Annotated in this window: 29 protein-coding genes, 1 tRNA gene and 1 pseudogene; 16 read left to right on the plus strand and 15 right to left on the minus strand. The window is 71.3% G+C overall.

Translation table 11 applies throughout. The features are described 5' to 3' along the window. The first annotated feature begins 47 nt into the window (after positions 1–47). Positions 48–533 (plus strand): DUF1360 domain-containing protein, encoded by a 486-nt coding sequence (locus tag AC27IY_RS05855; protein WP_423446334.1) that lies wholly within the window; start codon positions 48–50, stop codon positions 531–533. Positions 534–644: 111 nt separating this feature from the next. Here the strand turns inward: AC27IY_RS05855 and AC27IY_RS05860 are convergent, their stop codons facing one another. From AC27IY_RS05860 to AC27IY_RS05870, 3 genes are all read right to left on the minus strand, one after another. After that, entirely contained in the window at positions 645–908 is a 264-nt protein-coding gene (locus AC27IY_RS05860) for a hypothetical protein (RefSeq protein WP_344206561.1), read from the minus strand. Between the two features lie 172 nt (positions 909–1,080). Beyond that, positions 1,081–2,088 carry an SDR family oxidoreductase gene (locus tag AC27IY_RS05865; RefSeq protein WP_487177325.1) on the minus strand — a complete coding sequence of 336 codons (1,008 nt, stop codon included), beginning with the start codon at positions 2,086–2,088 and terminating at the stop codon, positions 1,081–1,083. Positions 2,089–2,096: 8 nt separating this feature from the next. Then, positions 2,097–2,354 (minus strand): hypothetical protein, encoded by a 258-nt coding sequence (locus AC27IY_RS05870; RefSeq protein ID WP_344206563.1) that lies wholly within the window; start codon positions 2,352–2,354, stop codon positions 2,097–2,099. A gap of 56 nt (positions 2,355–2,410) precedes the next feature. Between AC27IY_RS05870 and AC27IY_RS05875 the strand changes: the two genes are divergently transcribed. The 3 genes from AC27IY_RS05875 to AC27IY_RS05885 are packed head-to-tail and all read left to right on the plus strand — an operon-like array spanning position 2,411 to position 4,440. Continuing rightward, the gene (locus tag AC27IY_RS05875; RefSeq protein WP_423446331.1) at positions 2,411–3,421 is read left to right on the plus strand and encodes a DNA topoisomerase IB; all 1,011 of its coding nucleotides are present in this window, start codon (positions 2,411–2,413) and stop codon (positions 3,419–3,421) included. A gap of 46 nt (positions 3,422–3,467) precedes the next feature. Continuing rightward, complete coding sequence (locus tag AC27IY_RS05880) at positions 3,468–3,716, plus strand: BON domain-containing protein (protein WP_329590726.1); 249 nt, start codon at positions 3,468–3,470, stop codon at positions 3,714–3,716. Further along, the gene (locus AC27IY_RS05885; RefSeq protein WP_364453816.1) at positions 3,709–4,440 is read left to right on the plus strand and encodes a metallophosphoesterase family protein; all 732 of its coding nucleotides are present in this window, start codon (positions 3,709–3,711) and stop codon (positions 4,438–4,440) included. The genes AC27IY_RS05880 and AC27IY_RS05885 overlap by 8 nt, the downstream gene beginning before the upstream one ends. A gap of 165 nt (positions 4,441–4,605) precedes the next feature. Here the strand turns inward: AC27IY_RS05885 and AC27IY_RS05890 are convergent, their stop codons facing one another. From AC27IY_RS05890 to AC27IY_RS05905, 4 genes are all read right to left on the minus strand, one after another. Beyond that, on the minus strand, positions 4,606–4,755 hold the full coding sequence (locus AC27IY_RS05890; protein WP_020543887.1) for a GPGG-motif small membrane protein: 150 nt from the start codon (positions 4,753–4,755) through the stop codon (positions 4,606–4,608). A 66-nt stretch (positions 4,756–4,821) separates the two neighbouring features. Beyond that, positions 4,822–7,023 carry an accessory Sec system translocase SecA2 gene (gene secA2, locus AC27IY_RS05895; RefSeq protein ID WP_487177326.1) on the minus strand — a complete coding sequence of 734 codons (2,202 nt, stop codon included), beginning with the start codon at positions 7,021–7,023 and terminating at the stop codon, positions 4,822–4,824. A gap of 138 nt (positions 7,024–7,161) precedes the next feature. Then, positions 7,162–8,040 carry a DMT family transporter gene (locus tag AC27IY_RS05900; RefSeq protein WP_487177327.1) on the minus strand — a complete coding sequence of 293 codons (879 nt, stop codon included), beginning with the start codon at positions 8,038–8,040 and terminating at the stop codon, positions 7,162–7,164. Between the two features lie 184 nt (positions 8,041–8,224). Then, the gene (locus AC27IY_RS05905) at positions 8,225–9,040 is read right to left on the minus strand and encodes an SAM-dependent methyltransferase (RefSeq protein ID WP_449953644.1); all 816 of its coding nucleotides are present in this window, start codon (positions 9,038–9,040) and stop codon (positions 8,225–8,227) included. A 182-nt stretch (positions 9,041–9,222) separates the two neighbouring features. Between AC27IY_RS05905 and AC27IY_RS05910 the strand changes: the two genes are divergently transcribed. The 3 genes from AC27IY_RS05910 to AC27IY_RS05920 all read left to right on the plus strand — a co-directional run bounded on the left by AC27IY_RS05910 (position 9,223) and on the right by AC27IY_RS05920 (position 11,103). Further along, a complete protein-coding gene (locus tag AC27IY_RS05910; RefSeq protein ID WP_344206569.1) occupies positions 9,223–9,579 on the plus strand; it encodes a PRC-barrel domain containing protein in 357 nt (118 codons plus the stop codon). A gap of 108 nt (positions 9,580–9,687) precedes the next feature. Further along, positions 9,688–10,062, plus strand: coding sequence for a VOC family protein (locus tag AC27IY_RS05915; RefSeq protein WP_344206570.1), 375 nt, complete (start codon positions 9,688–9,690; stop codon positions 10,060–10,062). Positions 10,063–10,194: 132 nt separating this feature from the next. Beyond that, positions 10,195–11,103, plus strand: coding sequence for a DMT family protein (locus tag AC27IY_RS05920; protein ID WP_487177328.1), 909 nt, complete (start codon positions 10,195–10,197; stop codon positions 11,101–11,103). Here AC27IY_RS05920 and AC27IY_RS05925 read toward each other — a convergent pair. Continuing rightward, the gene (locus AC27IY_RS05925; protein WP_487177329.1) at positions 11,078–12,232 is read right to left on the minus strand and encodes an FAD-dependent oxidoreductase; all 1,155 of its coding nucleotides are present in this window, start codon (positions 12,230–12,232) and stop codon (positions 11,078–11,080) included. The genes AC27IY_RS05920 and AC27IY_RS05925 overlap by 26 nt on opposite strands. Positions 12,233–12,295: 63 nt before the next feature. Here AC27IY_RS05925 and AC27IY_RS05930 point away from each other — a divergent pair, with 63 nt between their 5' ends. After that, positions 12,296–12,865 carry a TetR/AcrR family transcriptional regulator gene (locus AC27IY_RS05930; protein WP_487177330.1) on the plus strand — a complete coding sequence of 190 codons (570 nt, stop codon included), beginning with the start codon at positions 12,296–12,298 and terminating at the stop codon, positions 12,863–12,865. On the opposite strand, the gene AC27IY_RS05935 is transcribed toward AC27IY_RS05930, so the two are convergent. Continuing rightward, positions 12,858–13,469 (minus strand): VOC family protein, encoded by a 612-nt coding sequence (locus AC27IY_RS05935; RefSeq protein WP_487177331.1) that lies wholly within the window; start codon positions 13,467–13,469, stop codon positions 12,858–12,860. The genes AC27IY_RS05930 and AC27IY_RS05935 overlap by 8 nt on opposite strands. A gap of 25 nt (positions 13,470–13,494) precedes the next feature. Further along, positions 13,495–14,076: a GNAT family N-acetyltransferase gene (locus AC27IY_RS05940; protein WP_344206576.1), complete on the minus strand. Its 582-nt coding sequence runs from the start codon at positions 14,074–14,076 to the stop codon at positions 13,495–13,497. 106 nt (positions 14,077–14,182) lie between these two features. Here AC27IY_RS05940 and AC27IY_RS05945 point away from each other — a divergent pair, with 106 nt between their 5' ends. Genes AC27IY_RS05945 through AC27IY_RS05955 form a run of 3 tightly spaced genes read left to right on the plus strand, consistent with a single transcriptional unit; the run spans position 14,183 to position 17,614 of the window. After that, complete coding sequence (locus AC27IY_RS05945) at positions 14,183–15,385, plus strand: acyl-CoA dehydrogenase family protein (RefSeq protein ID WP_371248667.1); 1,203 nt, start codon at positions 14,183–14,185, stop codon at positions 15,383–15,385. A gap of 7 nt (positions 15,386–15,392) precedes the next feature. Beyond that, positions 15,393–16,556 (plus strand): acyl-CoA dehydrogenase family protein, encoded by a 1,164-nt coding sequence (locus AC27IY_RS05950; protein ID WP_487177332.1) that lies wholly within the window; start codon positions 15,393–15,395, stop codon positions 16,554–16,556. Next, entirely contained in the window at positions 16,553–17,614 is a 1,062-nt protein-coding gene (locus AC27IY_RS05955; protein WP_487177333.1) for an acyl-CoA dehydrogenase family protein, read from the plus strand. The genes AC27IY_RS05950 and AC27IY_RS05955 overlap by 4 nt, the downstream gene beginning before the upstream one ends. Here AC27IY_RS05955 and AC27IY_RS05960 read toward each other — a convergent pair. Continuing rightward, the gene (locus tag AC27IY_RS05960; RefSeq protein WP_344206581.1) at positions 17,573–18,181 is read right to left on the minus strand and encodes a TetR/AcrR family transcriptional regulator; all 609 of its coding nucleotides are present in this window, start codon (positions 18,179–18,181) and stop codon (positions 17,573–17,575) included. The two genes, AC27IY_RS05955 and AC27IY_RS05960, sit on opposite strands and share 42 nt — an antisense overlap. 169 nt (positions 18,182–18,350) lie before the next feature. On the opposite strand from AC27IY_RS05960, the gene AC27IY_RS05965 reads away from it, so the two are divergent. Beyond that, positions 18,351–19,127 carry a nuclease-related domain-containing protein gene (locus AC27IY_RS05965; RefSeq protein ID WP_423446309.1) on the plus strand — a complete coding sequence of 259 codons (777 nt, stop codon included), beginning with the start codon at positions 18,351–18,353 and terminating at the stop codon, positions 19,125–19,127. 122 nt (positions 19,128–19,249) lie between these two features. Here the strand turns inward: AC27IY_RS05965 and AC27IY_RS05970 are convergent, their stop codons facing one another. Further along, entirely contained in the window at positions 19,250–20,623 is a 1,374-nt protein-coding gene (locus AC27IY_RS05970; RefSeq protein ID WP_487177334.1) for a vWA domain-containing protein, read from the minus strand. Then, positions 20,616–21,455, minus strand: coding sequence for an AAA family ATPase (locus AC27IY_RS05975; protein ID WP_364453772.1), 840 nt, complete (start codon positions 21,453–21,455; stop codon positions 20,616–20,618). Before AC27IY_RS05975 ends, AC27IY_RS05970 begins: the two co-directional genes overlap by 8 nt. Before the next feature lie 100 nt (positions 21,456–21,555). On the opposite strand from AC27IY_RS05975, the gene AC27IY_RS05980 reads away from it, so the two are divergent. Further along, a tRNA-Lys gene (locus AC27IY_RS05980) sits at positions 21,556–21,629 on the plus strand. Positions 21,630–21,691: 62 nt separating this feature from the next. Here AC27IY_RS05980 and AC27IY_RS05985 read toward each other — a convergent pair. Next, positions 21,692–21,880, minus strand: coding sequence for a hypothetical protein (locus AC27IY_RS05985; RefSeq protein ID WP_487177335.1), 189 nt, complete (start codon positions 21,878–21,880; stop codon positions 21,692–21,694). 229 nt (positions 21,881–22,109) lie between these two features. Next, positions 22,110–22,367, minus strand: coding sequence for a hypothetical protein (locus AC27IY_RS05990; RefSeq protein ID WP_487177336.1), 258 nt, complete (start codon positions 22,365–22,367; stop codon positions 22,110–22,112). 167 nt (positions 22,368–22,534) lie between these two features. On the opposite strand from AC27IY_RS05990, the pseudogene AC27IY_RS05995 reads away from it, so the two are divergent. The 3 genes and pseudogenes from AC27IY_RS05995 to AC27IY_RS06005 form a co-directional block, all read left to right on the plus strand. Then, a pseudogene (locus AC27IY_RS05995) lies at positions 22,535–23,359 on the plus strand (NsdA family TPR-like regulatory protein); the annotation flags it as partial. 120 nt (positions 23,360–23,479) lie between these two features. Then, positions 23,480–24,034 carry an Rv1352/Rv1906c domain-containing protein gene (locus tag AC27IY_RS06000; RefSeq protein ID WP_487177337.1) on the plus strand — a complete coding sequence of 185 codons (555 nt, stop codon included), beginning with the start codon at positions 23,480–23,482 and terminating at the stop codon, positions 24,032–24,034. A 1-nt stretch (position 24,035) separates the two neighbouring features. After that, entirely contained in the window at positions 24,036–25,688 is a 1,653-nt protein-coding gene (locus tag AC27IY_RS06005) for a DNA recombination protein RmuC (protein ID WP_487177338.1), read from the plus strand. Positions 25,689–25,806 lie beyond the last annotated feature (118 nt).

Genomic DNA, 25,806 nt, shown 5'->3' on the forward strand with positions numbered 1-25,806 from the left:
GTCAAGTAGACGTTGGATGCGGTCCTTGCAGGGTAGTCACAGGCCCTATGACGGAAATCCTGGAGAAGACGCAAAGGGCCTATGACGGCGGGCAGAATCGTCCGCTCCGCGGTTACCTCGGCATCCTCGCCGCGTACGGCGGCACGGTGGCCGTCGCGGCCGCGGTGGCCGGCCTGGCGAACCGGCGCGTCCCCGACCGGATCGGCGTCCTGGACCTCGCGCTCATGGCGGCGTGCACGCACAAGGTGTCCCGGCGCATCGCCAAGGACCCCGTCACCAGCCCCATCCGCGCCCCCTTCACCCGGTACGAGGGCCAGGGCGGGCCCGCCGAGGTGCAGGAGAGCCCTCGGGGCGCGCTCGGCGAGCTGCTGGCGTGCCCGTTCTGCCTGGCGCAGTGGGTGGCGACCGGGTACGCCGCCGGGCTGGTCGTCGCGCCGAAGGCGACCCGGCTCATCGGCGCGACGATGACGGCGGTGGCGGTGTCGGACTGGCTCCAGCTCGCCTACGCCAAACTCATGAAGTCGGCCGAGTAGCCCCAGGCTTCCCCCACGATGAGCCCCGGCGCGGGCCCCGATGCGGACGGGGGCCCGCGCCGGTCCAGCTCTCCGCCTGTTCGACCTCTCCGCCTGTTCGACTCTGCCCGCTCACCGCTGCTCGTCCGGGGGCCCGCCCGCCTTCAGCCCCAGCTCGGCCAGCTCGCGGCGCAGCGCGTCCAGCTTGCCCAGCACCTCGTGACGGGCCGGCTCCAGATGCTCCTCGGCCTGCCGGGTCAGCTCGCCGACCTGCCGGCCGAGCGCCGTGAGCCCGTGGCTGACCTCGTTCCTGAGCTCAAGGAGCTCGGCTCTCGTCCCGGCCATCCGGCTCCAGAGGCCGTCCCCGCCGCCCGGCGGCTCCGTCGCTGCGTTCACGCGCTCCCGCCTTCGCGCTCGCATGAAGGGACCCCGGACCCGTCCCGGGCCGGGGTCCCGCCGTCCTGTGAGCATATGGTGGCAATCGCGCGCCATCCCTGGCGATCGGCGAACCGATCATGGGGTGTGCTTTCATCCCTCTGGGGAGGAAAAATCTGGACCTGTGAGCCGCTTACCTGCGGCGCAGCAGTGCCAGCGCGCCCGCCGCCGCCGCGCCTCCGGCCAGCCCCATCAGGACCGGGCGGCGGTGCTGCGACAGCCAGAGCTGCGGGCTGCGCGTGGTCGAGCGCCGGTCGAACGTGCCGTGCGCGCCGTAGTCGGTGTCGTCGTCGGCCGGCTCCCACAGGTTGGACACGCCGCTCGGCGGCTTCTCGTCGGTCTGCTGCGACTGGATGCCGGTCCGCGCCAGGTAGCGGTCGACCAGCGCGGGCGCCACCCGCTGCGCCATGAGGGTCGCGGCGGTCATGCCGCCCACCCAGTATTCCTTGCGCTCCGGATGCTCGGCCGCGAACACGACCGCCCTGGCCGCGACCTCCGGCTGGTAGATCGGCGGCACCGGCTGGGGGTGCTTGCGCAGCTTGCTCAGCACCCACTCGAACTGCGGGGTGTTGACCGCCGGGAGCTGGACCACGGTGATCCTGACATTGCTCCCGTCGGCCAGCAGCTCGGTGCGGACCGACTCGGTGAAGCCCTGGATCGCGTGCTTGGCCCCGCAGTACGCCGACTGCAGCGGGATGGAGCGCTGCGCCAGCGCCGAGCCCACCTGCACGATCGCGCCCTGGTTGCGCGGGCCCATGAGGTCCAGCGCCACCTTCGTGCCCCACACGTATCCGAGGTAGGTGACCTGGGTGGTCCGCTCGTACTCCTCCGGCGAGATGTCGGTGAAGCGGCCGAAGACGGTGGAGAAGGCCGTGTTGATCCAGACCGAGATGGGGCCCATCTCCGTCTCGATGCGCTCGGCCGCCGCGCGTACCTGCTCGTAGTCCGCCATGTCGGTCTCGTAGACCTGGCCGACGCCGCCCGCCGCGCCCACGTCGACCGCGGCCGCGCCCAGCCCGGTCGTCCCACGCGCCAGCAGCGCCACCTTCGCGCCCTGTTTGCCCAGCTCGCGCACGACCGCGCGGCCCACGCCGCCGCTCGCGCCCGTCACCACGACGACCCGCCCGCGTAGTGATGCCATGGAACCGATCAGCCCGCCTCTCCGTCTCGGCCCTGCTTCTGACGTCGTACGGCGAAGATCATGTCGACGACCGTGACCACGGCGAGCGCGACGGCGATGCCGGTGATGACCGGCGCCTGCGCGATGAGTCCCAGCACCGTGAAGGCGAACAGGAACACCAAAATGAACGAGCCCACCCGGATGTGCACCACGTCGCGCGGGGTCGCCGGCACCATGGCGTGGCCGCGCGAGGACCGTTCCTCGTGCCATTCTCCCTTATCAGCCATGCCCGCTCCTCTGCCCGTGTCGTTTGCCCATTAACGTCCTGGGTAGCCGGGCTGTCGTGCCCGAGCTGCGTCCTAGCGATCACAGTGAGCCGGGGATCGTCCGGCGACGGCGGGGACGCGGGTTCAGCTACGCCGACCCCGACGGCATGCCCGTCCGCGACGCCGAGACACTGGCCCGGATCAAGGCCCTCGCCATCCCTCCGGCCTGGACGGACGTGTGGATCTGCACCGACCCGCGCGGCCATCTGCAGGCCGTCGGCACCGACGCGGCCGGGCGGCTCCAGTACCGCTACCACGACCTGTGGCGCGAGCAGCAGGACCGGGCCAAGTTCGACCGGGTGCTGGAGGTGGCCGAGCGGCTGCCGGAGTTCAGGAAGACGGTGGACGAGCAGCTCCAGGGGCGCGGCCTGACCCGGCAGCGGGTCCTCGCCGCCGCGGCCCGGCTGCTGGACATCGGCTTCTTCCGCATCGGCGGCGAGAGCTACGACAGCTACGGCCTGGCCACCCTGCGGATGGAGCACCTGAGCTTTCACAAGGGGTACGTGGTCTTCTCCTACCAGGCCAAGGGCGACATCCCGCGCGAGGTCGAGGTGGCCGACCCGGGGGCGTGCGCGGTGCTGCGCTCGCTGAAGCGGTCCGGCCCCAAGGAGGGCGAGCTGCTGCGCTACCGCCGCGACGGCGACTGGTCCGACGTGCGCAGCGAGGACATCAACGACTACCTCAAGGAGATCATCGGCTACGAGGTCACGGCCAAGGACTTCCGCACCTGGCACGCGACGGTGCTGGCGGCCGTCGGGCTGGCGGTGTCCCGTCCGGCCGGCAGGGCGGGGCCGACGAAGAAGAAGAGAGCCGTCACCCGCGTCATGCGGGAGGTCTCCGAGTACCTGGGCAACACCCCCACCGTGGCCAGGGCGTCGTACGTGGACCCGCGCGTCATCGAGGCGTACGACCAGGACAGGACCATCGGCGCGGCGCTGACCGAGCTCGGCGCGGACGCCGACTTCGGGCAGCTCGCGACGGCGGGACCGGTGGAACGGGCGGTCATTGACCTTATTCGTACCGTTTGAGGCGTTAATGCACGGGCACGCGACGACAAAGCGAGGAGGAGAGACGATGGAAGCTCCGCAGTACGTCGCGGCCCGCGTCCAGGCGGCGCTGGCCGAGGACGGGCGCACGCACGAGCTGGGGATCCGCGTGGACATCCGCGGCGACCAGCTCTTCCTGCGCGGTCAGGTGAGCGGGGCCGAGCAGCGCGAACGGCTCGGCCTGGTGGCGCACGAGGCCGCACCCGACCTGCGCGTGCACAACGAGATCATGGTCGTGGAGGTCACCGAGCCGGGGGAGGACGAGCATCTTGACTGAACTGCGCATCGCGGCCGTCGGAGACATCCACCTGGGCGAGGACGTCCGCGGCCAGTACCGGAAACACCTGGAGGGCATCGAGGAGCGGGCCGACGTCTTCATGCTCACCGGCGACCTCACCCGGCACGGCACCCTCGAAGAGGGCCGGCTGGTGGCCGACGAGCTGCGCGGCCTGCCCATCCCCACGATCGCCGTGCTCGGCAACCACGACTACCACTCCGACCTCCAGTACGAGATCGCCGCGGCGCTCCGCGACGCCGGCGTCATCGTCCTCCACGACGACGGCGTGGTCATCCAGTGCGGCGAGGTCAAGCTGGGCGTGGTCGGCGGCAAGGGCTTCGGCGGCGGGTACGCGGGCAAGTGCGCGAGCGAGTTCGGCGAGCGCGAGATCAAGAACTTCGTGGCCCACACCCGCTACATCGCCGAGGCGTGGAAGGTCGCGCTGAAGGAGATGACCGCCGACCTGAAGGTGGTGCTCTCGCACTACTCCCCCATCAAGGAGACGCTGGAGGGCGAGCCCCACGAGATCTACCCCTTCCTCGGCAGCTACCTGCTGGCCGAGGCGGTCGACACGGCGGGCGCCGACCTGATCCTGCACGGGCACGCGCACAAGGGCAGCGAGAAGGGCATGACGCCGGGCGGCATCCGGGTGCGCAACGTGGCGCTGCCCGTCATCGGCCGCGCGTACGCGGTCTACTGCCTGGGCGAGAACGGCCACTGCTGAATTACCCGAGTATCGGACGGCGAGGGCGCCATAAGGCGTCCTCGCCGTCGTCCGGTGAAAAACGTGCGCTCTTATTTCAGCAAACAGGCAAGATGGAGCCGCTGGACCGGTCTCGGAGATCGGCCCAGCGGCGTTGCCGAACGGATGTGCGGGCGGCCTGCGCCCCTAGACATTGAAGATGCTGACGCCACCCGGGCCGACCAGGAACCCGAGGACGATGAGCACGATCCCCCAGAGAAGGTCGCGGCGGGCCAGGATCACATAGATCCCGGCGATGACGAGGATTACTGCGATGATCCAGAGCAAAGTAGCCATGGCCCCTCACTGCCCTCAGCCGCGACCCCATAACATCCTTTTTCCTCGCCTTGAAAGACTCGGGGATTAGCCGTGGCGGGTGGCGTTCTTGACCCGGCGCAGAATGCGGTCCCATTCGGTGCCGAACGGATTGTCCTGCACGAGATAGGTCCAGGTCGCGGAGGGCCGCTTGAGATCCGGCTCCGGCGACTCGAACGCCTCCAGCGAGCGCCGCTCCACTTCGGCCAGCAGCGATTTGTACTCGGCTACGGCCTCGCGGTGGAACTCGTCGACCGGGCTCATCCGGCCCAGCGCCCGCAGGTGGATGCCCTCGCGGAGGTCCTGGAGGAAGGCCAGGTGCTCGGTCCAGCACGTGTCGATGGCGTGCAGCACGATCTGCCTGGCGGTCTCGTCGCGGGTGTCCTCGGGCAGTTCGGCCCAGCGCTCGGGATCGGCCTGCTCCAGCGCCCTGGAGGCGGCGTCACCGTGCAGGACCTTGTCGCGCCACTCCAGGATCAGCTCGCGCTGCTGCTCAAGCAGGCGGGTGTAGCGCCAGGTGTTGCGGTGGATCTCCAGGTTGACGCCCTCGGCGACGCGCTGGGCGTGGCCCACGAGGTAGGCGCCGCGCCGGTGCCGCACGATCCCGTCGGGGTCGGCCGCGGGCGGCCGCTCGTCGGGGACGAACTGCGTGATCAGGTCGTCCGTCATGCTGACGAAGAACACCGAGGCACCGGGGTCGCCCTGGCGTCCCGCCCGGCCGCGGAGCTGGTCGTCGAGGCGGCTGCTCGCGTGCCGGCCCGAGCCGATGACGTAGAGGCCGCCCAGCTCGGCCACGCCCTCGCCGAGACGGATGTCGGTGCCGCGGCCGGCCATCTGGGTCGAGACCGTGATCGCGCCGCGCTCGCCGGCTCGCGCGATGATCTCGGCCTCCTCGGCGTCGTTCTTGGCGTTGAGCACGACCGGCTCCATGCCGCGCCGCTGCAGCAGCTTGGCGAGGTTCTCCGACTCGGCCACGTCGAGCGTGCCGATGAGGATGGGCCGGCCGGTGGCGTGCGCCGTCTGGATCTCCTCCACCAGCGCCGCGTCCTTGTCGGGGACGGTCGGGTAGACGCGGTCCGGCTCGTCCTCGCGCACGCAGGGCCGGTTGGACGGGATCACCGCGACCTTCAGCCCGTAGAACTCGCCGAGCTGCTCGCTCACCGCGACCGCGGTGCCGGTCATGCCGCAGATCTGCGGATAGCGGCGGATCAGGCCCTGCACGGTGATCGAGTCGAGGATCTCGCCCTTCTCGCTCGGCGGCAGCGCCTCCTTGGCCTCGACTGCCGCCTGGAGGCCGTTGGGCCAGCGCTGGAGCAGCGCCACCCGCCCGCGCGAGGGGTTGATGAGCTGGACCTTGCCGTCGCGCACGATGTAGTCGACGTCGCGGGTCAGCAGCGCGTGGGCGTGCAGGGCGAGGTTGAGCTCGATGAGCGTGCCGGGCTCGTTCTCGTCGTAGAGCTCGACACCGAGGAGGTTCTCCACGCTGTCGGCGCCCTTGGGCGTCAGGTAGACGTTGCGGGCCTGCTCGTCGATCTCGTAGTGGTAGCCGCGGACGAGCTGCCGGACCAGCGCCGCCATCTCCGGCACCGCGTCGCCCGCGTCGCCCGCGCCGGCCATCACCAGCGGCACGCGGGCCTCGTCGACGAGCACCGAGTCGGCCTCGTCGATCACCGCGACCTCCGGGGCCGGCACGATGATCTCGGCGGCGTCGGTGCGCAGCCGGTCGCGCAGCACGTCGAAGCCGATCTCGCTGACCGGCCCGTACGTCACGTCCTTCGCGTACGCCGCCCGCCGCTCCTCCGGCGTGGAGTTCTGGTCGATCCAGCCCACGCTCACGCCCAGCGCCGCGTAGAACGGCTCCATCCACTCGGCGTCGCGGCGGGCCAGGTAGTCGTTGACGGAGATCACGTGGACCCGCTTGCCCTGGAGGGCGTAGCCGGCGGCGGCCATCGCGCCCGACAGGGTCTTGCCCTCGCCGGTCGCCATCTCGGCCACCTTGCCGTCGAGCAGCGCGAGCGTCCCGAGGAGCTGCACGTCATATGGGCGCAGCCCCAGCGTGCGGTCGGCGGCCTCGCGCGCCACGGCGCAGAACTCGGCCAGGTCGTCCATCCCGGGCCGCGGCAGCTCGTCGAGCTTCTTGATCCGCTCGGCGCGCTCGCCGGCCGCCTTGACGACCTTCTGATAGGGGGTCAGGGGCACGCCGCCCGGACGGTCCAGGAGGTTCCTGAATATTCCCTTGAGTGAGGCCACAGTTCCTCCAACGCACGCTTCGCCGACACCGTTCCCCCGATGGCGGGGTGGGAGCGCAGCGACGGCACGGCACGCGCCGCCGTACCGGACCTTAACCCATGTTGCGGCCCGGACCGCCACAAGCGCTCCCACCGTGGCTCAGCCCGCTTCCGGCCGGGCCGCGAGCACCGCCACGGCGGCCAGCAGCAACGCGCAGCCGCACCAGGCCAGCGGCGTCAGCCGCTCACCGAACAGCAGCACGCCGAGCAGCGCCGCGCCCACCGTCTCTCCCAGCGAGATGACCGAGACGGTGGTCGCGCGCAGCGCGCTCAGCGCGCGGAAGAACAGCCCGTACGCCAGCGCCGTCGGCACCGCGCCCAGGTAGAGCAGCAGCGCCACCGACGTCACGCTGACCTCGGGCAGCACGTCGCCGGCCGTCGCGAACGGCGCCAGGCACGCCGCGGCCACGACGAACCCTCCGGTCGCCGTGGCCGCGGCGTCGTCCTGGTGACGCCGGGAGAACAGCCGGGACAGCAGGGTCACCCCGGCGTACCCGGCGGCCGAGGCCAGCGCCCAGCCGATCCCGGCCGCGGAGGCGTCCGCCTCCCGCGCGGTCCCCGCCGTGAGCAGGACCAGCCCGGCCAGCGCGGCGGCCAGCGCGCCGAGCGCGAACCCGCCGAGCCGCTCACGCAGCAGGAAGCGGCTGCCGAGCGCGGCGAACACGGGCGTGGCGCCCATGGTGACGACCGTCGCCACGGCCACCCCGGTGTGGGCGATCGCCGCGAAGTACGCGGTCTGGTAGAGGGCCATCCCCGCCCCGATCGGCAGGACCCGCCAGCTCAGCGGGCGAGGGGAGGCCGGACGGGGAGCGAGGAGGAGCAGGAAGGCGGCGCCCAGGAGATAGCGCCACAGGGACACGCCGACGGGGCCGAGCCCGCCGGTCTCGAACAGCAGCGAACCGGCCGCGCCGCCGGTGCCCCAGGCGGTGGCGGCCACGGACACGTAGACGGCGCCCCGCCGGGCGGAGACATGGGTCATGACAGGAGCTCTCCGGAGGAGGTGGTGGGAAAAGGGCCCGTACGCGGGCAGCAACCACCCCCGGATCGCCAGGACCCGGATGTCGCGTGAGAGGCCGCCCGCTAGCGGGCGGGGGGCGGAGAGCAGATCAGACGTCGCGGCACGCGGATCAGCGTAGCGGGGCCCGGGGCCGCACGCCGGACATTTACGGCTTGCGGGCGACGCCGCCGAGCAGCAGCTCCTCCCAGGGCGCGAGCGGCCCCGGCACGCGCTCGTCGGGCCGCCACTCGGGGAAGTGCACCACGCCGGGCTCCTCCAGCACGAGGCCGTCGAAGTAGGCGGCGATCGCCTCCCGCTCGCGGAACCAGCCGGTGCCCATCGTGGCCTGGAGCAGCACCTCCAGGGCCTTGGCCTTGGGACTCGGCGAGGCCATGAAGTTGGAGGCGGCCAGGTAGCTGCCGGACGGCAGCGCCGCCATGTAGCGGCGCACCAGCCCGTGCGGGTCCTCGTCGTCGGAGAACAGGTGCAGCAGCCCGATCGCCAGGATCGCGGTGGGCTGCGACAGGTCGATGAGCCGGGTCAGCGTGGGATGGCCGAGCACGGCGGCGACGTCGCGGGCGTCGGCGGTGAGGGCGTCCGCGTACAGGTTGCCCTTCATGATCGCGCGGGCGTGCGGCTCGACCATGGGGTCGAGGTCGACGTAGACCACCCGGCAGAGCGGATGGGCGAACTGGGCGACCTCGTGGGTGTTCTCCACGGTGGGCAGCCCCGCGCCGAGGTCGATGATCTGGCGGATGCCCGCCTCGCGGACGAGGAAGTCCACGACCCGGCCGATGAAGGCGCGGTTGCACCACACCAGGTCGACGACCTCCGGCACCGCGTCCTTGAGCCGGCGGGCGACCGAGCGGTCGACGGCGAAGTTCTCCATGCCGCCGAGCAGGGCGTCGTGCACCCTGGCCACGGACGAGCGCGAGGTGTCCACGCCGGGCGGTGCCCACTCCTGCGCGCCGTCGAGACTCACCTGGACCCCTTGTCATGGTCGGATGCGCGGATCGTATCCACACCCGTAGCTCCGCCGCTCTGCCTGGCCGAGGTTCGTCAGGAGAGTCAGGTCCGCTTGTCAATTCTTGGCACGACGTTTGGACCCCCGTTGCCGGGTAGTTGACGTGAGCCCGAGGAAGAAGACGACGAGGAAGAGAGAGGATGAGCTACCTCATGGAGCTCTGGGACTATCGTCCTGACGTCTACGACCGCGGCCAGAGCCTGGACCTCGTGGGTTACCACGTCCAGGCGACGGACGGCAAGATCGGGTCCGTCGATGAGGCGACGTACGAGGTCGGCGAGAGCTACATCATCGTCGACACCGGCCCCTGGATCTTCGGCAAGAAGGTCATGCTCCCGGCTCAGGTCATCACGAGCATCGACCCTCAGGAGCGCAACGTCCACGTGGCGCGCACCAAGGCCGAGATCAAGGACTCGCCCGAGTTCGACGAGGCCAGGTTCAAGGAGCCCGAGTACCGGTCCCGTCTTGGGGACTACTACGGCCGGTTCCCGCGGTGATCCCTGACCTGCCGTTCAGAGGGGCCGCGCCCGTGAGGGTGCGGCCCCTCGCCGTTTCCGTACGTGTACCTGACGGAAGATGACAGGTACGCCTGGAAGGCTCGAACCATGACGACAAAGGCGAAGCTCCTCGCGGTCTCCCTCGACTGCCAGGAGCCCAAGACATTGGCCGAGTTCTACCACGCGATCACGGGCTGGGAGATCACGTACGCGGAGGACGAGTACGCCGCCGTGAGCGACGGCACGACCAGCATCTACTTCGGCCGGATCGCCGAGCGCGAGCCGGTGGCCTGGCCCAGCCCGAACAAGCAGTTCCACTTCGACTTCCGGGTGCCGGACGTGGAGCGGGCGGCCGAGGAGTACGTCGCGCTGGGCGCGACCAGGCCCGAGTTCCAGCCCGGCATCACCGAGGAGGGGACGCGCTGGATCGTGCTGCAGGACCCGGCCGGGCACGCGTTCTGCGTCTGCCCCGAGCCGTCCTGAAGGAAAGAAGTTCCCCCAGGTGGCGGGCGATATCTAGCTGATGTTCCACCGAAAGTATGATTCGTCCGCTCCGCTGTCCTCCTAAGCTGGAGCAATGCTCGTGCAAGGATCTCTGCCCCCGCGTCGGCGCCCATGACCTGGGCCGGCCTGCTCATCGCCCTGGTGGGAGCGCTGGGCTACGCGCTCGGCGCCGCACTCCAGCAGTACGAGGCCGTGGCCGAGGGCGCCTCGCTCAAGCTGGTCCGGCGGCCCCGCTGGTGGATCGGCGGCGCCATCGGCTTCGCCGGCGCCTGCCTGCACGCCGTGGCGCTCAGCCTCGCCCCGCTGGTCGTGGTGCAGCCGATCAGCGTGGCCACGCTGGTGTTCGCGGTGCCGCTGGCCGCGTTCATGTACGGGCGCAAGCCCTACCGGGCGGAGATCCTCGGCTCGCTCGCCGTGGCCGTGGGGCTGCTCTGGCTCATGCTGCTGGTGCCCGAGCACAACGTGACGCCGCATCTCGGCAACGGCGCGGCGCTCGGGTTCCTGGCCGTGATCGGCGTGATCGTGCTGGTCACGCAGGTGGCGGCGGGCCGCATGAGCGGCGCGGGGCGGGCGATCGTACTGGCCATCGGGGCGGGCGTGGTCACCGCGAGCGTGTCGACGTTCGTCAGGGTCGTGGGCGGCGGCCTGGAGGGCGACTGGGGGCGGCTCGTCCACTGGTTCACCCTCGCCGTGCCCGTGCTGCTGGTCTGCGCCGTGGTGCTGCTCCAGCGCTCGTACGCGGTGGGCTACTTCGGCATCGCGTACGCGGGCGTGCAGGTCATCGACCCGATCACCTCGGTGCTGGCCGGGGCGCTGCTGCTCGGCGAGCCGCTGCCGACCGCCCCGGGCACGGCGGTCCCCGCGCTGCTGGCCGCCGCCCTGACCATCGGCGGCACGATCACCCTGGGCCGCCTGGCCCCCGACCACACCCGTCCGGTCGTCCCGGCGAACCCGGCCGCCCCGATCGAGGCCACCGCCGGCTCCGGGAGCGCGGTCACGGCCGCCTCGGACGCGAGCTGACCGTCTCCTCCGGGGGCCGCCAGCCCAGCACCTCGTCCATCGACCGGACGAGCAGGTCGGGCCGGGCCCTCGCCCCCAGGCTCAGGGCGGCGTCACGGGCGGCGACGAGCAGCGGGTTGCGCAGCTTCGTGGCCCGGCAGACGTCCCACGAGCGACGCATGATCCGCCGGGTGCGCGCCAGCCTGGCGGCGGTGTAACCGGCGAGGTCGCCGGCCGCGTGCGCCAGCACCACCGCGTCCTCGATCGCCTGGCAGGCCCCCTGGCCGAGGTTGGGGGTCATGGCGTGGGCCGCGTCGCCCACCAGCGCGATCCTGCCCCGGTGGTAGGCGGGCAGCGGCTCGGCCAGGTGGTACACGTCGTTCCGGATGATCATCTCGGGCTGCGCCGCTTGCAGCAGCGCGGGGATGGGCTCGTGCCAGCCGCCGAACCTGCGGATCAACTCCTCCCGCTCGTCGGCGCAGGCCACGCCCTCGGGCAGCACGTCGGTGGCGTAGACGTAGACGAGGTCGCCGGCCAGTGGGCTCACCCCGAACACCCGCCCCCTGCCCCAGCTCTCGCTGACCCCGACCTCCAGGCCGCCGCGCGGCACGAGGCCGCGCCAGGCCGTCACGCCCGCGTACACCGGTCCCGGATGTCCGGGGAACAGCGCCCGCCGGGTGCGGGAGCGGATCCCGTCCGCGCCCACGACCAGGTCGGCGGGCAACTCCTCGCCCGCCTCGGTGCGGACCACGCCGGTCTCCGGGTCCGCCTCCGCCACCCCGGTGCCGAGGCGCAGGACGTCCGGGCCGAGCGCGCCGGTCAGGACCTCCATGAGCGCCGCCCGCGGCAGGACCACCACCGAGTCGTCGTAGCGGCCCGCCGCGGCCTCGGGCGTGGTGTGCGTGAGCCAGCGCCCGTCGGCGCGCCTGATCCCCACCTGGCCCTGGATGCGCGACAGCGCGCGGACGCGGTCGCCGAGGCCGAGCGTGTCGAGCGCCTTGAGCGCGTTGGCGGCGATCGCCAGCCCCGAGCCGACCGGCTCGATCGCGGGCGCCCGTTCCAGCACCGTCACCTCCCAGCCGCGCTGCCGCAGCGCGACGGCGCTGGTCAAACCGCCGATGCCGGCTCCGATGACGACGGCGTCCGCCATGTCAGGACCTCCTGCTCACTACGTCTGTAGTGTCAGCGTACTACGGGTGTAGTATCGGCTGCCATGAGACGTTCGGAGCTCGTCGCGGACACGGCCATCACCCTGCTGGCCGAGCGCGGCATGCGCGGCCTCACCCATCGGGCCGTGGACGAGGCGGCGGGCCTGCCGCCCGGCTCCACGTCCAACCTCGCGAGGACGCGGGCGGCCCTGCTGGAGCTGACGCTGGCCCGGCTCACGGAGCTGGAGTCCGCGGTGTTCGACCCGAAGGCGCTCGACTCCACGGCGGGCGTGGACGTGGACAGGGCGGCCCGGGTGTTCGCGCGGGCGCTGCACGCGCAGCTCCTCGACCGCCGGCGTACGCTCGCCCGCTACGAGCTGGCCCTGGAGGCCACGCGCCGGCCCGAGCTGCGCGCGGTCTACGACCTCGCGGGCCGCCGCTTCCGCGAGGTCGCGGCGACGCTGCTGGCCGCGATGGGCTCGGCGGACCCGGCGCGGCACGCCGGCGAGCTCGTGGCCTTCGCCGAGGGACTGATGTTCTACGCCGTCGCGGGCGCCGGCGGCCCGTCCGCCGAGGACGACCTGCGCCGCGCCGTCGCCGACCTGCTCACCGGCATGCTCCGCCCGGTCAGGTGAGCGTGACCGGGCCGGCCCGGCCGGTCAGCTCGGCCACCAGGCGCGGCGCCGGCTCCTTCGTCAGGACGGCCGTGGCTCCGACGGCCGCCAGGGCCGGCCGGACCGCGCCGGGGTCGGGGTGGGCGACGGTCAGCGACACCAGCTCCACCCGTGGCAGGTCGTCCTCGGTCGGGTGCCGGGCGGCCCCCCAGTCGATGAGGAACGGCACCAGCCCGGCCCGCTCCGGCGGGGTGAGCCGCCAGGCCAGCAGGTCGCCGGAGGGGGTGCGGCGGGACATGTCCCGCGGCTCGCCCGGGTCGTACCCCTGGGCGCGGGCCCGCGCCACGGCCGCGTCGAGGTCCGCGACCGCCACGGCCCAGGTCACCAGCGCGGCCCGGTCCAGCTCGTCGATGAGGAACGGCCGCGGCCCGGCCGGCTCCTCCTGCTCGGGATCGGGCCCGATGACCTCCAGGTAGCTCCGGCCGCCGAGCCCGATGAGCCGGTTGCGGGTGCCGAGCCCCGGGTGCCGCCCGCCGACGGCGGCCCGGACGCCGAGCCGCCGCTCCAGCTCGGCCACGGTGGCGTCGAGGTCGGGGGTGGCGTACACGAGATGGTCCAGCTCCATGACCGGCATTCTCGCGCAGGGGGTCCTACGGGCGGCTCAGCAGCCGGGCGCGGTGCTCGGGCCACTCCTCGTCGAGGATGCCGAAGACGGCGGTGTCGCGCCAGGTGCCGTCCGGCCGCCTGCGGTGCCGGCGCAGCGTGCCCTCGTGCACGCCGCCGATCCGCCTGATGGCGTTCTGGGAGCGTACGTTGAGCACGTCGGTCTTCAGCATGACGCGGTTGAGCCCGAGCCCGAAGGCGTGCTCCACGAGCAGCAGCTTGCAGGCGGTGTTGACGGCGGTGCGCCAGACCGCGCGGCCGTACCAGGTCCAGCCGATCTCGACGCTGGCCTCGAACCCGGGCACGTCGCCGTAGGTCGTCCAGCCGACCGCCCGGCCGCTCTCCTTCGCGATCACGGCGAACGGGACGTGCTGGTCGTCGTGAATGAGGGACAGCGCCGTCTTGGCCAGCTCCTCCTCCGTACGCGGCGTGGTGACCGGCAGCCAACGCCACACCTCGTCGTCACCGCCGCCGGCGGCGAACAGGTCGGGGACGTGGGCGAGGGCGAGCGGTTCGAGCCGTACGACGTCGTTCTCGAGGACGACGGGCTGAGGGAGCGTGGCGGTCATGGGGCAACCCTAGGTGGCCCGGCTTGGCACGGATGATGGCCACATGACGGTTTTTATGAGGATCCACCTGTCGACACTCATACCGGCCGGTCGGTAGGCTCACGGCATGGACTTCGCCTATGACCAAGTCACCGAGGACCTGCGGGAACGCCTGCTGCGTTTCATGGACGAGTGCGTCTACCCCGCCGAGGCGGCCTTCGAGGAGCAGGCGGCCGACAGCGGCTGGAGCATTCCGCCCCTCCTGGACGACCTCAAGGACGAGGCCAGGAAGCGCGGCCTGTGGAACCTGTTCCTCCCCGGGGAGCACGGCGCCGGCCTGACGAACCTCCAGTACGCCCCGCTGGCCGAGATCCTCGGCCGGAGTCCCAGCATCGCCCCGGCGGCCACCAACTGCGCGGCCCCCGACACCGGCAACATGGAAGTGCTGGCGATGTTCGGCAGCGAGTGGCAGCGCAAGGAGTGGCTGCGGCCGCTGCTCGACGGCGAGATCCGCTCCGCCTTCGCGATGACCGAGCCGGACGTGGCCTCCTCCGACGCCACCAACATCGCCACCTCCATCGTCCGTGACGGCGACGAGTACGTCATCAACGGCCGCAAGTGGTACATCTCCGGCGCGATGAACCCCAACTGCAAGATCTTCATCGTCATGGGCAAGACCGACCCTGAGGCGCCGAAGCACCGCCAGCAGAGCATGGTCCTGGTGCCCCGCGACACCCCCGGCCTGCACGTCAAGCGCGGCATGCACGTCTTCGGCTACACCGACGCCGACCACGGCGGCCACGCCGAGGTCGTCTTCGAGGACGTCCGCGTCCCGGTGGCCAACCTCATCGGCGAGGAGGGCGGCGGTTTCGCCATCGCCCAGGCCCGCCTCGGCCCCGGACGCATCCACCACTGCATGCGCCTCATTGGCATGGCCGAGCGGGCGGTCGAGCTGATGTGCCGGCGGGCGCTGTCGCGCACCGCGTTCGGCAAGCCCGTCGCCCGGCAGGGCGTGGTCCAGGACTGGATCGCCGAGTCCCGCATCCGCATCGAGCAGCTCCGGCTGCTCGTGCTGAAGACGGCCTGGCTCATGGACACGGTGGGCAACCAGGGCGCCCACACCGAGATCCAGTCCATCAAGATCGCCACTCCGATCGCCGTGGAGTGGATCCTCGACAAGGCCGTGCAGGTGCACGGGGCGGGCGGCGTCTCCCAGGACTTCCCGCTGGCGGCGCTCTGGGCGCACGCGCGCACGCTGCGCCTCGCCGACGGCCCCGACGAGGTGCACAAGCGCTCACTCGCCTACCGCGAGCTCAAGAAGTGGATGTGAGGCAGAGGTGAACGAGGCGGAGATCAAGGAGCGGGTCGCGGAGTTCCTGGCCGGGCACGACCCGGCCGGGGACCGGCTGGAGTTCCTGCGGGCCAGGTTCGACGCCGGGCTCGCCTGGGTGTGGTTCCCCCAGGGGCTCGGCGGGCTCGGCGCGCCCCGCGAGCTGCAGCAGGTCGTCGAGCGGGAGCTGGCCGACACCCCGCAGATCAACGGCGGCAAGCAGGGCATCGGGCTCGGCATGGCCGCGCCGACGATCCTGGCGTTCGGCACCGAGGAGCAGAAGCGCCGCTTCCTGCGCCCGCTGTGGACCGGCGAGGAGATCTGGTGCCAGCTCTTCAGCGAGCCGGGCGCCGGGTCCGACCTGGCCACGCTCGCCACCCGCGCGGTACGCGACGGCGACGAATGGGTGGTGGACGGCCAGAAGGTGTGGACGTCCGGCGCCCACCACGCCCGCTGGGCCATCCTCGTCACCCGTACCGATCCGGACGTGCCCAAGCACCGCGGCCTCACGTACTTCGTGTGCGACATGCAGGCCCCCGGCGTCGAGGTGCGGCCGCTGCGGCAGATCACCGGCGAGGCCGAGTTCAACGAGGTCTTCCTCACCGGCGTACGGCTCTCCGACGACCTGCGGCTCGGCGAGATCGGCGACGGCTGGCGGGTCGCGCAGACCACGCTCATGAACGAGCGCGTGGCCATCGGCGGCGCGCCCACCCGGCGCGGCGGCGGCGTCATGGCGACGGTGCTCGACGCCTGGCGCGAGCGTCCCGAGCTGCGTACCCACGACCTGCACCAGCGGCTGCTGTCGCTGTGGGTGGAGGCCGAGGTCACCCGCCTGTCCGGCGCGCGGCTGCGCGAGCAGCTCGCCGCGGGGGAGCCGGGGCCCGAGGGGTCGGGGATGAAGCTGTCGTTCGCCAAGCTCAACCAAGCGCTGTCCGGCTTCGACGTCGAGTTCAACCGCGACCTCGGCTACGACGACTGGGCGTTCCGCCGATCCGAGGACGTCGACTTCTTCGGCCGCGGGCCCGGCTACCGCTACCTGCGGGCCAAGGGCAACTCGATCGAGGGCGGCACGTCCGAGATCCTGCGCAACATCATCTCCGAGCGGGTGCTCGGCCTGCCCTCCGAACCCCGCGTCGACAAGGACGTCCCCTGGAAGGACCTGCCGCGATGACCCTGCTGTACACGGAGATCGAGGAGGAGCTGCGCGCGAGCGTGCGGGCGCTGCTGGCCGACCGCTGCCCGCCGGCCGCCGTGCTCAAGCGGGTGGAGTCCGAGCCCGCCGACCTGGACCTGTGGAAGACGCTGGCCGGCGAGATCGGCGTGGCCGGGCTGCTGATCCCCGAGGAGCTGGGCGGCGCGGGAGCCGGTCCCGGCGAGGCGGGCGTGGTGCTGGAGGAGCTGGGCCGGGCCGTGGCGCCGGTACCGTTCCTCACCAGCGCGGTGCTCGCCACCCGGGCGCTGCTGCCGACCAGGGACGCGCTGCTCGGCGAGCTGGCCGAGGGCCGGCGTACGGCGGCGCTCGCGGTGTCGTTCGCGGCCTCGCCGTACCGGCCGCAGCGCGGCTCGGAGCTGCGGGCGGAGGGCGGCCGGCTGTCCGGCACGGCGACCGGCGTCGCCGGTGCGGACGTGGCCGACGTGCTGCTGGTGCCGGTGGACGGCGAGCTGTACGCGGTCGAGGCGGCGGCGGCCCAGGTGACGGCGGTCCCGTCGCTGGACCTGACCAGGCCGGTCGCCACGGTGGCCTTCGACCGGGCCGAGGCCCGGCACGTGGGGGCCTGCGATCTGGCCGCCGTGCTGCGGCTCGGCGCGGCGCTGCTGGCCAGCGAGCAGCTCGGCGTGGCGGAGTGGTGCCTGGAGACGACGCTCGGCTACGTCAAGGAGCGTCACCAGTTCGCCCGGCCCATCGGCTCGTTCCAGGCGATCAAGCACCGGCTGGCCGACCTGTGGCTGGACGTCGTACGGGCGCGGGCCGCGGCCCGCAACGCGGTGGCCGACCCCTCGGCCGTCTCGGTGGCCGTGGCGCAGGCGTGGAACGCCGGGGTCGCGGTGCGCGTGGCCGAGGACGCGCTGCAACTGCACGGCGGGATCGGGATGACGTGGGAGCACCCCGTACATCTCTATCTCAAGCGCGCGAAGTCCTCGGAGATCGCGCTCGGCACGCCGGGCGACCACCGGGCCGCCCTGGCCTCACTCGTCGACGTGCCCGGCCCCGAGGGAGGCGAGCAGTAGGTCGGCGAAGTGCCTGCCCACCTGGGCGCCGGTGAGCGGCCCGTCCGCGTGGAACCACGTGCCCAGGTGGTGCACCGAGCCGAAGAAGTAGTCGACGACCAGGTCGGCGGGGACCTTGCCGGAGAAGACGCCGGCGCGCTGCCCCTCGGCCACGAGGTCGCGGAAGCGCTCGTGGTAGCGGCGGCGCTCGGCGCGCACGGTCTTCTGGGTCTCCGGGGCGAGCAGGTGCATCGACCGGAAGAAGATCTTGGAGTCGTCGAGGTTGGCGGTCGTGGTCTCGACGACGTCGGCGGCGGCGCGGTGCAGGCGCTGCTCGACCGTGCCCGAGCCCTCCGCGATCGCGGTGAGCCGGTCCATCTGCATGCGCAGGACCCGGCCGTAGATCTCGCGCAGCAGGTCGTCCTTGGAGTCGAAATAGTGGTACATGGCGCCCTTGGTGACGCCCGCCGCCACGACGATCTCCTGCACGGAGGTGCCCTCGAACCCGCGCTCGGCGAACAGCCGGGTCGCCTCGGCGAGCAGTCGCTGCCGGACCGGTTCGTCTTTCCCATGCTGCCCCTTGGTCACCGGGACAGCATACCGACTGGTCGGTAGACGCAGGGGGAACCCCTGCTTGCCGGTGCCAATCGTCTCACCTTAGGCTTGCCTTGGTTGCGAGCCGGGTATCCCTTGACCGGCGAGGGATCTTCGGCGTGGCAGATCCTGCACATTTCCTACTCTTTTGGGGGAGTTTGCCGTGCCCGGTGGCTCGATCTACGTGCAGCCAAGCGACAAGTACACAGGAAACTCCGCGCAGTGGTGGTACGAAAAACTGTGGCGCGAGGACGCCAAGAACCGCCGCAGGTCCCGATACGTCAAGACGGGCGTGGGGTTCGTCGTCGGCGTCGCGGTGGCCCTGCGCTTCGACCTGTCCGGAGCCTCGGTCGTGGTGGGCCTGCTGGTCGCCGCCCTCGTGGCCGCGGTCGACTGGTTCCTCGACTGGCGCGCCTTCTACGCCACCGCAGTCTGGCGCGGGGCCAAGCACGGTGAGACCATCACCGCCCGCATCCTGCGCCGCTCCCTGGGCCGGCAGGGCTACACCGTGCTCGACGGGCGCGCCGTCAAGGGCGAGGCGTCCATCGACCACCTGATCATCGGCCCCGCCGGGGTGTGGATCGTGGACAACGAGTCCTGGAGCCCCGACACCGACATCAACGTCTACGGCGGCCGGCTGTTCTTCGGCGAGAAATACGGCTCCACGTACGCGAGCAAGCTCGTCAAGACCGCCGAGTCGTTCGGCGACCTGCTGACCCGCGAGACCGGCGTCCAGGTGACGATCTCGCCCATGCTCGCGGTCCACTGCGGCCTGCTGCCCAGGGGCGGCGTCTTCGTGGCCGAAGGGCTCACGGTGCTCAAGCCGCGCGTGGCCCCCAAGGTCATCAAGGCCGTCGAGGGGCGCGTCTACACCGACGAGCAGATCGAGCTGCTCACCCGCACCGCGGCCAAGGAGCTGCTCAAGGCCGCCGCCGTCTGAGACTCGCCGTCTGAGACCCGCCGTCTGAGACCTGCCTCCCCGCGATCCCGGCTCGGCCCCGGCCGGGATCGCCGCTCGTGCCGCCGGTCCATGGGCCGGCGGCACGACGGCTGCGCGGACCCTCAGGCCAGGGTCTCGATGAACGCGGTGAGCTGGGCGACGTTACGGCACTCGTGCATCGGGACGATCGTGGCGTAGTCGCTCGCCACCGAGTCGCCGGTGTCCCACTGCGGCCGGGGCTCCGGGTTCAGCCAGTAGGCGTGGCGGGCCTTGCCGGCCAGCGACTTCAGCAGGTCGAGCGCGGGCGGCTGGTAGTTGGAGCGGGCGTCGCCGAGGATCAGCAGCGAGGTCTTGGGACCGATCGCGTCGCCGTAGCGCTCGGCGAAGGTCTCCAGGCTGTGGCCGTAGTTGGTGCGGCCGAAGCGGACCATGTCGGCCTCGTTCGCGAGCCGGGTCATCGCCTCGACGACGTCGGCGCCGGGCTGGAAGAACCGGGTGATCTCGTCCACGGTGTCCACGAAGCCGAACGCCCGCACCTTGGTGAACTGCTCACGCAGCGCGTACGTCAGCAGCAGCGTGAAGTGCGCGAACGACGAGACCGAGTCGCTGGTGTCGCAGAGGATGACCAGCTCGGGCTTGTGCGGCCGGGGCGGCTTGAAGTGCGTGGTCAGCGGGACGCCGCCGCTCTGCAGCGAGGCCCGCATGGTGCGGCGGAAGTCGAGCCGCCCGCGCCGGCCCTTCCTGTGCTTGATCGTCAGCCGTGCCGCCAGCCGCCGCGCCAGCGGGTGCACCTCCCGGCGCAGCCGGGACAGGTCGGCCTTGGTGATGCGCAGGAAGTCGATCTGGTCGAGCGGCGGGCGTACGGCGGAGCGGGCGATGCGCTCCACGCCGGAGTCCTCGGCGATGCGGCGGCGGACGTCGGTCGCCACCTCCTCCTCGAAGCGCCGGATCCCGGAGTTGACCCGCTGCCGCACGGTCTTCTCCGCCAGCCCGCCGCGCTCCTGCCCGGCCAGGACCTCGCGCAGGATGCGGGCCATCAGCGTCTCGGGGGACAGGGCCCGCAGGACGCTGTAGGAGAACCAGTTCTGCCGGCCGGGCCCGGACGCCTGCTGCCGCCCGAACCGGCTCACCATCGCCTGCGCGAACGCCCGCATCTCGGCCTCGCCGCCGTCGGTCAGCAGCTGCGCGAGGTAGGCCCGCAGCTCCTCGACGGTCGCCGTCTCCGGGTCCAGGGGCTCCTCGCGCGGTACGCGCATGCCGGTCGTCGTGGCCGGGAACCAGAGGTCGAACAGCACGTCGAACCCCGGCCGGTAGGCGGGCTTCTTGACCAGCGTCGCCGCGTACGCGGCCCGCAGCGACTCCCGGTCGGCCAGCTCGACCACGCGCAGCGCGTTGGCGGCGTCCAGCCCCTCGGCGACCGACACGGGCACCCCGGCCTCGCGGAGCGCCCGTACGAACCCGACGTGCCGGTCGACCAGCGAGCCGGTCTCAGGCATCGGGAAGCCCCAGCTCCTTGACCGCCCGCGTGTGGTCGGCGGCGTGCTTGAGCACCACGCCCAGGGTGCCCGCCACGGTGGCCTCGTCCAGCTCGTCCCTGCCGAGGGCGAGCAGGGTGTTGGCCCAGTCGACGGTCTCGGCCACCGACGGCGCCTTCTTCAGCTCCAGCGCCCGCAGCGTCGCGACGGTCCGCGCGAGCTGCTCGGCGAGGTCGCCCCGGATGCCCGGCACCTGGCTGAGCACGATGTCGCGCTCGCGCTCCGGCGTCGGGTACTCGATGTGCAGGTAGAGGCAGCGCCGCTTGAGCGCCTCCGACAGCTCGCGGGTGGCGTTGGAGGTCAGCACGACGTACGGCCGCCGCCGGGCCACGACGGTGCCGAGCTCGGGGATCGTCACCTGGAAGTCCGACAGCAGCTCCAGCAGCAGGCCCTCCACCTCGACGTCGGCCTTGTCGGTCTCGTCGATGAGCAGCACGGTGGGCCGCTCGGACCTGATGGCCTTGAGCAGCGGGCGCTCCAGCAGGAACTCCTCGGTGAAGATGTCGTCGTCGGCGCTGGTCGCCTGGATGCGGAGGAGCTGCTTCTTGTAGTTCCACTCGTAGAGGGCGCGGGCCTCGTCCAGGCCCTCGTAGCACTGCAGCCGGATCAGCTCGGACCCGGTGGCCGCGGCGACCGCCTTGGCGAGCTGCGTCTTGCCGACCCCGGCCGGGCCTTCCACCAGCAGCGGCTTGCCCAGCGCCGCGGCCAGGAACACCGAGGTGGAGATGGCGTCGTCGGAGAGATAGTCCACGGCGGCGAGCCGTTCCGTCACGTCGGCGGGCGAGTCGAACATCTATGCTCCTGTCTGCGGGCCGAACTTTATTCTAGCAACAGAGCGTCGCAGATGACCGATTCGACCAGGATGAGGATGACCGGTATATTCCTTCTCGCAGGCGCCGCTAGCTCAGTTGGTCAGAGCAGCTGACTCTTAATCAGCGGGTCCGGGGTTCGAGTCCCTGGCGGCGCACCGCACCAAAACCCAGCTCAGTACGCTGAGCTGGGTTTTTTGTGTTGAGGGGGCAGGGCGGCTCATCGGGCGTGGCCGGCCGCCGCCGCCGCAGGGCGCGTCTGCTCGGCGATGCTCTCCTGCGCCGCGATGGCCTGGCACAGCTTCACCAGGTCGTCGGCATCGACCGTACGGTGCGCGCCCGCGTCCTCGACCGCCCGGGGGAACGCCCGCTCGCGCGTCGCCCACCACCGTCCGGCATCACTGCGCATGATCCGCCATCCCGCGAACACCGGACGAGGGGCGGCGACAGTCCTATCGTGGGTCATGGGTCAGGACCACCATCCTGATCAAGGGGTCCGTACGGCGGTGCCAGCGTCTACGGACCCTGGTTTCGGTCTCGTCACCTCCGATTACAGCGGTGAGTAATTCTTTGATCACAGATGTGATCGGGGGACACTAAGGGTGGTCAGCACGTCCCCCTGGTCTGACTGCGAGGTGTCAGCGGTGGTCACAGAACTCCCCGCCTGGGCCGTACGGCTTCGCGTCGAGCGCCGCAACCGGTTCTGGAGCCAGAAAGAGATGGCCCGACGCCTGGCCGAGGCCGCCGACGACGACGTACGAGCCCGACTCCCCTCGCGCGAGAGCATCGTCCGCCGCATCAAGGCGTACGAGGCCGGACACAACCAGCCCGACGACCCCTACCGCCTCCTGTACGCCCGCGCCCTCGGCCTCGCCGAGGACGAACTGTTCGAGCACAACCCTCGCAGCCTCGGGTTCGCCGGTGACGACGAGTGGGACGCTCTGGACCTGGCACGTCGCGCCGCCGCCACCGAGGTCGGACGGGAAACCCTCGAACGTCTGGAACTGGCGGTCGATGACCTAGCGGTGGCCTACCCGAGGATGCCGCCTCGCGAGTTGCTGGGCGGGTGCGCCGTCACCTCTCCTACGTCTCCCAACTCCTGGACGCCAAGAAGACGCTCACCGAGCATCGGCGGCTCCTGGTGGCCGGCGGCTGGCTCTCTCTCCTCGCCGCGACCTGCCTCATCGACCTGCGCCGGTTTCCGGCCGCCGCCGCACGGCTCCGAACGGCCGCCCAGCTCGCAAAGGAGTCAGAGCATCGGGAAATTGCTGCCTGGTGTCTGGAGACGGAGGCGTGGCAGGTCCTCACCGACGGCGAGTTCGGGCAAGCCCTGGCCCTCGCCCAGGCGGCGCAACGAGTCGCGCCCGGCGGCAGCTCGGCGTACATCCAGGCGACCGCCCAGGAGGGCCGGGCCTGGGCGCGCCTCGGCCGGCCCCGGGAGACCCACGAGACGCTGAACCGGCTGATGCGGCTCGTCGAACCTCTGCACGTCCCCGACCGGGCCGAACATCACTACCGGTACGACCCCGCCAAGTCCGACGCCTACCTCGCGACCACCTTGTGCTGGCTCGGTGATCCATCGGCTGAGCCGTACTCCCGGGGAGTGCTGGCCCGGCTGGAGTCGGCGACCGACGGCCCGCCACGGCCGCGCAGGGCCGTGGCCGCGCGGCTCGACCTGGCACTCGCGCTCCTGGCCGCCGACCAGCCCGACGAGGCGGGACATCTGACTCTCGCCGCGATGACCAGCGGACTCCTCGTACCCTCCCACTACTGGCGGGCAGCCGAGGTGGTCAGTGGCCTGGAAGCAAGGCGTGCCCCCGAGGCCGCCGAACTGCGCGAGGCGTACCGCGAGCTCTGCGGAGGCTCGGTAGTGCAAAACCGCTCGTAAATAAACAAATGTCGATAAGGGGGGTTATCGGAATTAATTTAGCGCTCATCAAGGAGCCTGAACCACAGTTCTCTCGTCAACCCCTTCGGGCTCAGAAGTCCGACCGCGAGAGGACTCGACATGACCAACCAGAACCTCGGCACGGGTCCCCACCCGCAGCCGCCGTACCAGCAGTCCTTCGCCCAGCCCGGCTGGCAGCCGGCCGCCCCCGTGGTGCCCCTGGCCCGGCCCGGCCGGCGTTTCCTGGCTTACGGTCTGACCGCGATCGTCTCGTTGACCATCGGCGTGGCGATCGGCGCGGGTGGCGACACCGGGACCTCGGCCTCCCCGCGCCCCGTCGTCACGGTGACCGAGACCACGCAGGCCGAGTCGGCGCCTGCCGCAACCAAGACGGTCACCGCAGAGCCCGTGGTGGACCCGGAGGAAGAGGACGGCCCGCAGACCGTGTTCTCCGGTGACGGTCAGTACCTCGTCGGCGAGGACATCAAGCCCGGCACCTACAAGACGGCCGGGGCGGACGGCTCCAACTGCTACTGGGCCCGCCTGAAGAACGCCTCCGGCGAGCTCACCGCCATCATCGCCAACGGCAACGTCCAGGGGCAGACCAGAGTCGCCGTCAAGAAGGGCGAGTTCTTCGAGACCAACGGGTGCCAGGACTGGAAGCGGGTGGCCTGAGATGACTCCCGTCTCCCTTGTCGTACTGGCGATCGTGCTTGTGCTGGTCAGCGCCACGATCGCGTATCTGGTCGCCCGTGGCCGCGCGGCGGACGAGCGGGTCGCGTTGAAGCTCGCCGAGGAACAGCGAGCCCAGGCCGCCGAGCAGGCGGCCGCGCTCCGTGCCGAACTGGACAGGGCCCAGCGGCAACTGGCCGATTTGAGCCAGGCACACACCACCGCCCTGACCGAGCGCAGAACACTGGACGAGCGACTCGGCCGGCTCGGCGCCGAGGTGGAGGCGACTCGGAGCAGCCTCCAACAGAAGGCGGCCGACGCGGAGCGGCTGCGAGCGGAACTCCAGGCGGAGCAGGCGCGAGGAGCGGAAGCGGGTCGTCTTCTCCGCGGCACCGAACTCTCGATCACCGAGCTGAGGGCGAGGGAGTCGGTCCTGCGCTCGGAGATCCAGGACCTGAAGACGCAGCTTGCCGAGTTGGTCATGCAGAAACAGGCGCTGCTGGAGCAGGCCGCGACGGTGCAGGCTGTCCGCCAGGAGCTCGATCAGACCCGCTCGGACAACAACCGGCTCCTGGAGGAGACGCTGCGCGCGGCGACCAACCAGATGCTGAAGCAGTCTCAGGCCGAGCTGGTGACCAAGGCCGAGGCGACCCTGAACGCGGCCAGCAAGCCGGTCCGTGATCAGTTGGCGGAGATGGACCGGCAGCTCAAGGAGTTCTCCACCACCCGCGTGGCGGCCGAGGCCACACTGAGCCAGCAGCTGCTCACCCTGACCGAGGAAGGCCAGCGGACCCGGAAGGAGACCCGGGCGCTCGTCGAGGCGCTCAAGAAGCCGCAGGTACGCGGATCCTGGGGCGAGATGCATCTCAAGAGGGCCGTGGAGCAGGCGGGCCTGGTCGAGCGGTGCGACTTCGACACCCAGGTCCACTTCGCCGACAGCGAGGGCTCACTCCGGCCCGACATGCTGATCCATCTGTCGGGTGGCAAGCACGTCGTCGTGGACTCCAAGGTTCCGATGGCCGCGTTCATGTCAGCGGTCGAGGCCGACGATGAGGCCGAGACGGACAGGCACTGGGCCGACCATGCCCGGCAGCTGCGCCAGCACGTGGATGCGCTCGGGGGCAAGGAGTACTTCCGGAAGGTCGCCGCATCACCCGAGTTCGTCGTGCTCTTCGTGCCCAGTGACGCCTTCCTCCAGCCGGCGCTGGAGAAGGAGCCGACCCTGCTCGAGTACGCGATCGCCAAGAACGTCCTGATCGCGACGCCGACCTCGCTCATCGCCCTGCTCCGCACCGTGGCGTTCGCGTGGACCCAGGCGGCGCTGCAGGACAACCTCAAGCAGGTGTACGAACTCGGCCGGGAACTGTACGAGCGGCTTTCGGTCATGGGCTCGCATTTGAACGCTCTGGGCAGGTCCCTCGACCGGTCGGTCAAGGCGTACAACGACACGGTCGGGTCGATGGAGGGGCGGGTCATGGTGACCGCGCGCAAGTTCCACACGCTCAAGGTCGTGGAGAGCCAACTGGTCGAGCTCAAGGCGGCCGAGCAGAGTACGCGACCGCTCGGCAGCCCCGAGCTCGTGGAGTCGGCCAGCGCCACGACGGGTGTCCGGGCGATCCCGCCGGCACCTGGCACGGAGAACGGGCTCGCCGGTTGAACATCGCGGGGGTCCTTCCCTCGATGGGCGCCGGATGCGAATTGACAATGCAGCGCACGTACATCGACTATCCCTGTAGAAGTTCCGCCTGGATTGGTACTCTCCGACAACCGGACCA

This window comes from Nonomuraea sp. B208 (genome assembly GCF_057536035.1).

Excerpts from the sequence above, each read along its gene's own strand:
- AC27IY_RS05855 (WP_423446334.1), top strand. The coding sequence starts at position 48 with ATGACGGAAATCCTGGAGAAGACGCAAAGGGCCTATGACGGCGGGCAG.
- AC27IY_RS05865 (WP_487177325.1), bottom strand. The coding sequence starts at position 2,088 with ATGGCATCACTACGCGGGCGGGTCGTCGTGGTGACGGGCGCGAGCGGC.
- AC27IY_RS05870 (WP_344206563.1), bottom strand. The coding sequence starts at position 2,354 with ATGGCTGATAAGGGAGAATGGCACGAGGAACGGTCCTCGCGCGGCCAC.
- AC27IY_RS05880 (WP_329590726.1), top strand. The coding sequence starts at position 3,468 with ATGGAAGCTCCGCAGTACGTCGCGGCCCGCGTCCAGGCGGCGCTGGCC.
- AC27IY_RS05890 (WP_020543887.1), bottom strand. The coding sequence starts at position 4,755 with ATGGCTACTTTGCTCTGGATCATCGCAGTAATCCTCGTCATCGCCGGG.
- AC27IY_RS05900 (WP_487177327.1), bottom strand. The coding sequence starts at position 8,040 with ATGACCCATGTCTCCGCCCGGCGGGGCGCCGTCTACGTGTCCGTGGCC.
- AC27IY_RS05910 (WP_344206569.1), top strand. The coding sequence starts at position 9,223 with ATGAGCTACCTCATGGAGCTCTGGGACTATCGTCCTGACGTCTACGAC.
- AC27IY_RS05915 (WP_344206570.1), top strand. The coding sequence starts at position 9,688 with ATGACGACAAAGGCGAAGCTCCTCGCGGTCTCCCTCGACTGCCAGGAG.
- AC27IY_RS05920 (WP_487177328.1), top strand. The coding sequence starts at position 10,195 with ATGACCTGGGCCGGCCTGCTCATCGCCCTGGTGGGAGCGCTGGGCTAC.
- AC27IY_RS05925 (WP_487177329.1), bottom strand. The coding sequence starts at position 12,232 with ATGGCGGACGCCGTCGTCATCGGAGCCGGCATCGGCGGTTTGACCAGC.
- AC27IY_RS05930 (WP_487177330.1), top strand. The coding sequence starts at position 12,296 with ATGAGACGTTCGGAGCTCGTCGCGGACACGGCCATCACCCTGCTGGCC.
- AC27IY_RS05935 (WP_487177331.1), bottom strand. The coding sequence starts at position 13,469 with ATGGAGCTGGACCATCTCGTGTACGCCACCCCCGACCTCGACGCCACC.
- AC27IY_RS05940 (WP_344206576.1), bottom strand. The coding sequence starts at position 14,076 with ATGACCGCCACGCTCCCTCAGCCCGTCGTCCTCGAGAACGACGTCGTA.
- AC27IY_RS05945 (WP_371248667.1), top strand. The coding sequence starts at position 14,183 with ATGGACTTCGCCTATGACCAAGTCACCGAGGACCTGCGGGAACGCCTG.
- AC27IY_RS05955 (WP_487177333.1), top strand. The coding sequence starts at position 16,553 with ATGACCCTGCTGTACACGGAGATCGAGGAGGAGCTGCGCGCGAGCGTG.
- AC27IY_RS05970 (WP_487177334.1), bottom strand. The coding sequence starts at position 20,623 with ATGCCTGAGACCGGCTCGCTGGTCGACCGGCACGTCGGGTTCGTACGG.
- AC27IY_RS05975 (WP_364453772.1), bottom strand. The coding sequence starts at position 21,455 with ATGTTCGACTCGCCCGCCGACGTGACGGAACGGCTCGCCGCCGTGGAC.
- AC27IY_RS05985 (WP_487177335.1), bottom strand. The coding sequence starts at position 21,880 with ATGCGCAGTGATGCCGGACGGTGGTGGGCGACGCGCGAGCGGGCGTTC.
- AC27IY_RS06000 (WP_487177337.1), top strand. The coding sequence starts at position 23,480 with ATGACCAACCAGAACCTCGGCACGGGTCCCCACCCGCAGCCGCCGTAC.
- AC27IY_RS06005 (WP_487177338.1), top strand. The coding sequence starts at position 24,036 with ATGACTCCCGTCTCCCTTGTCGTACTGGCGATCGTGCTTGTGCTGGTC.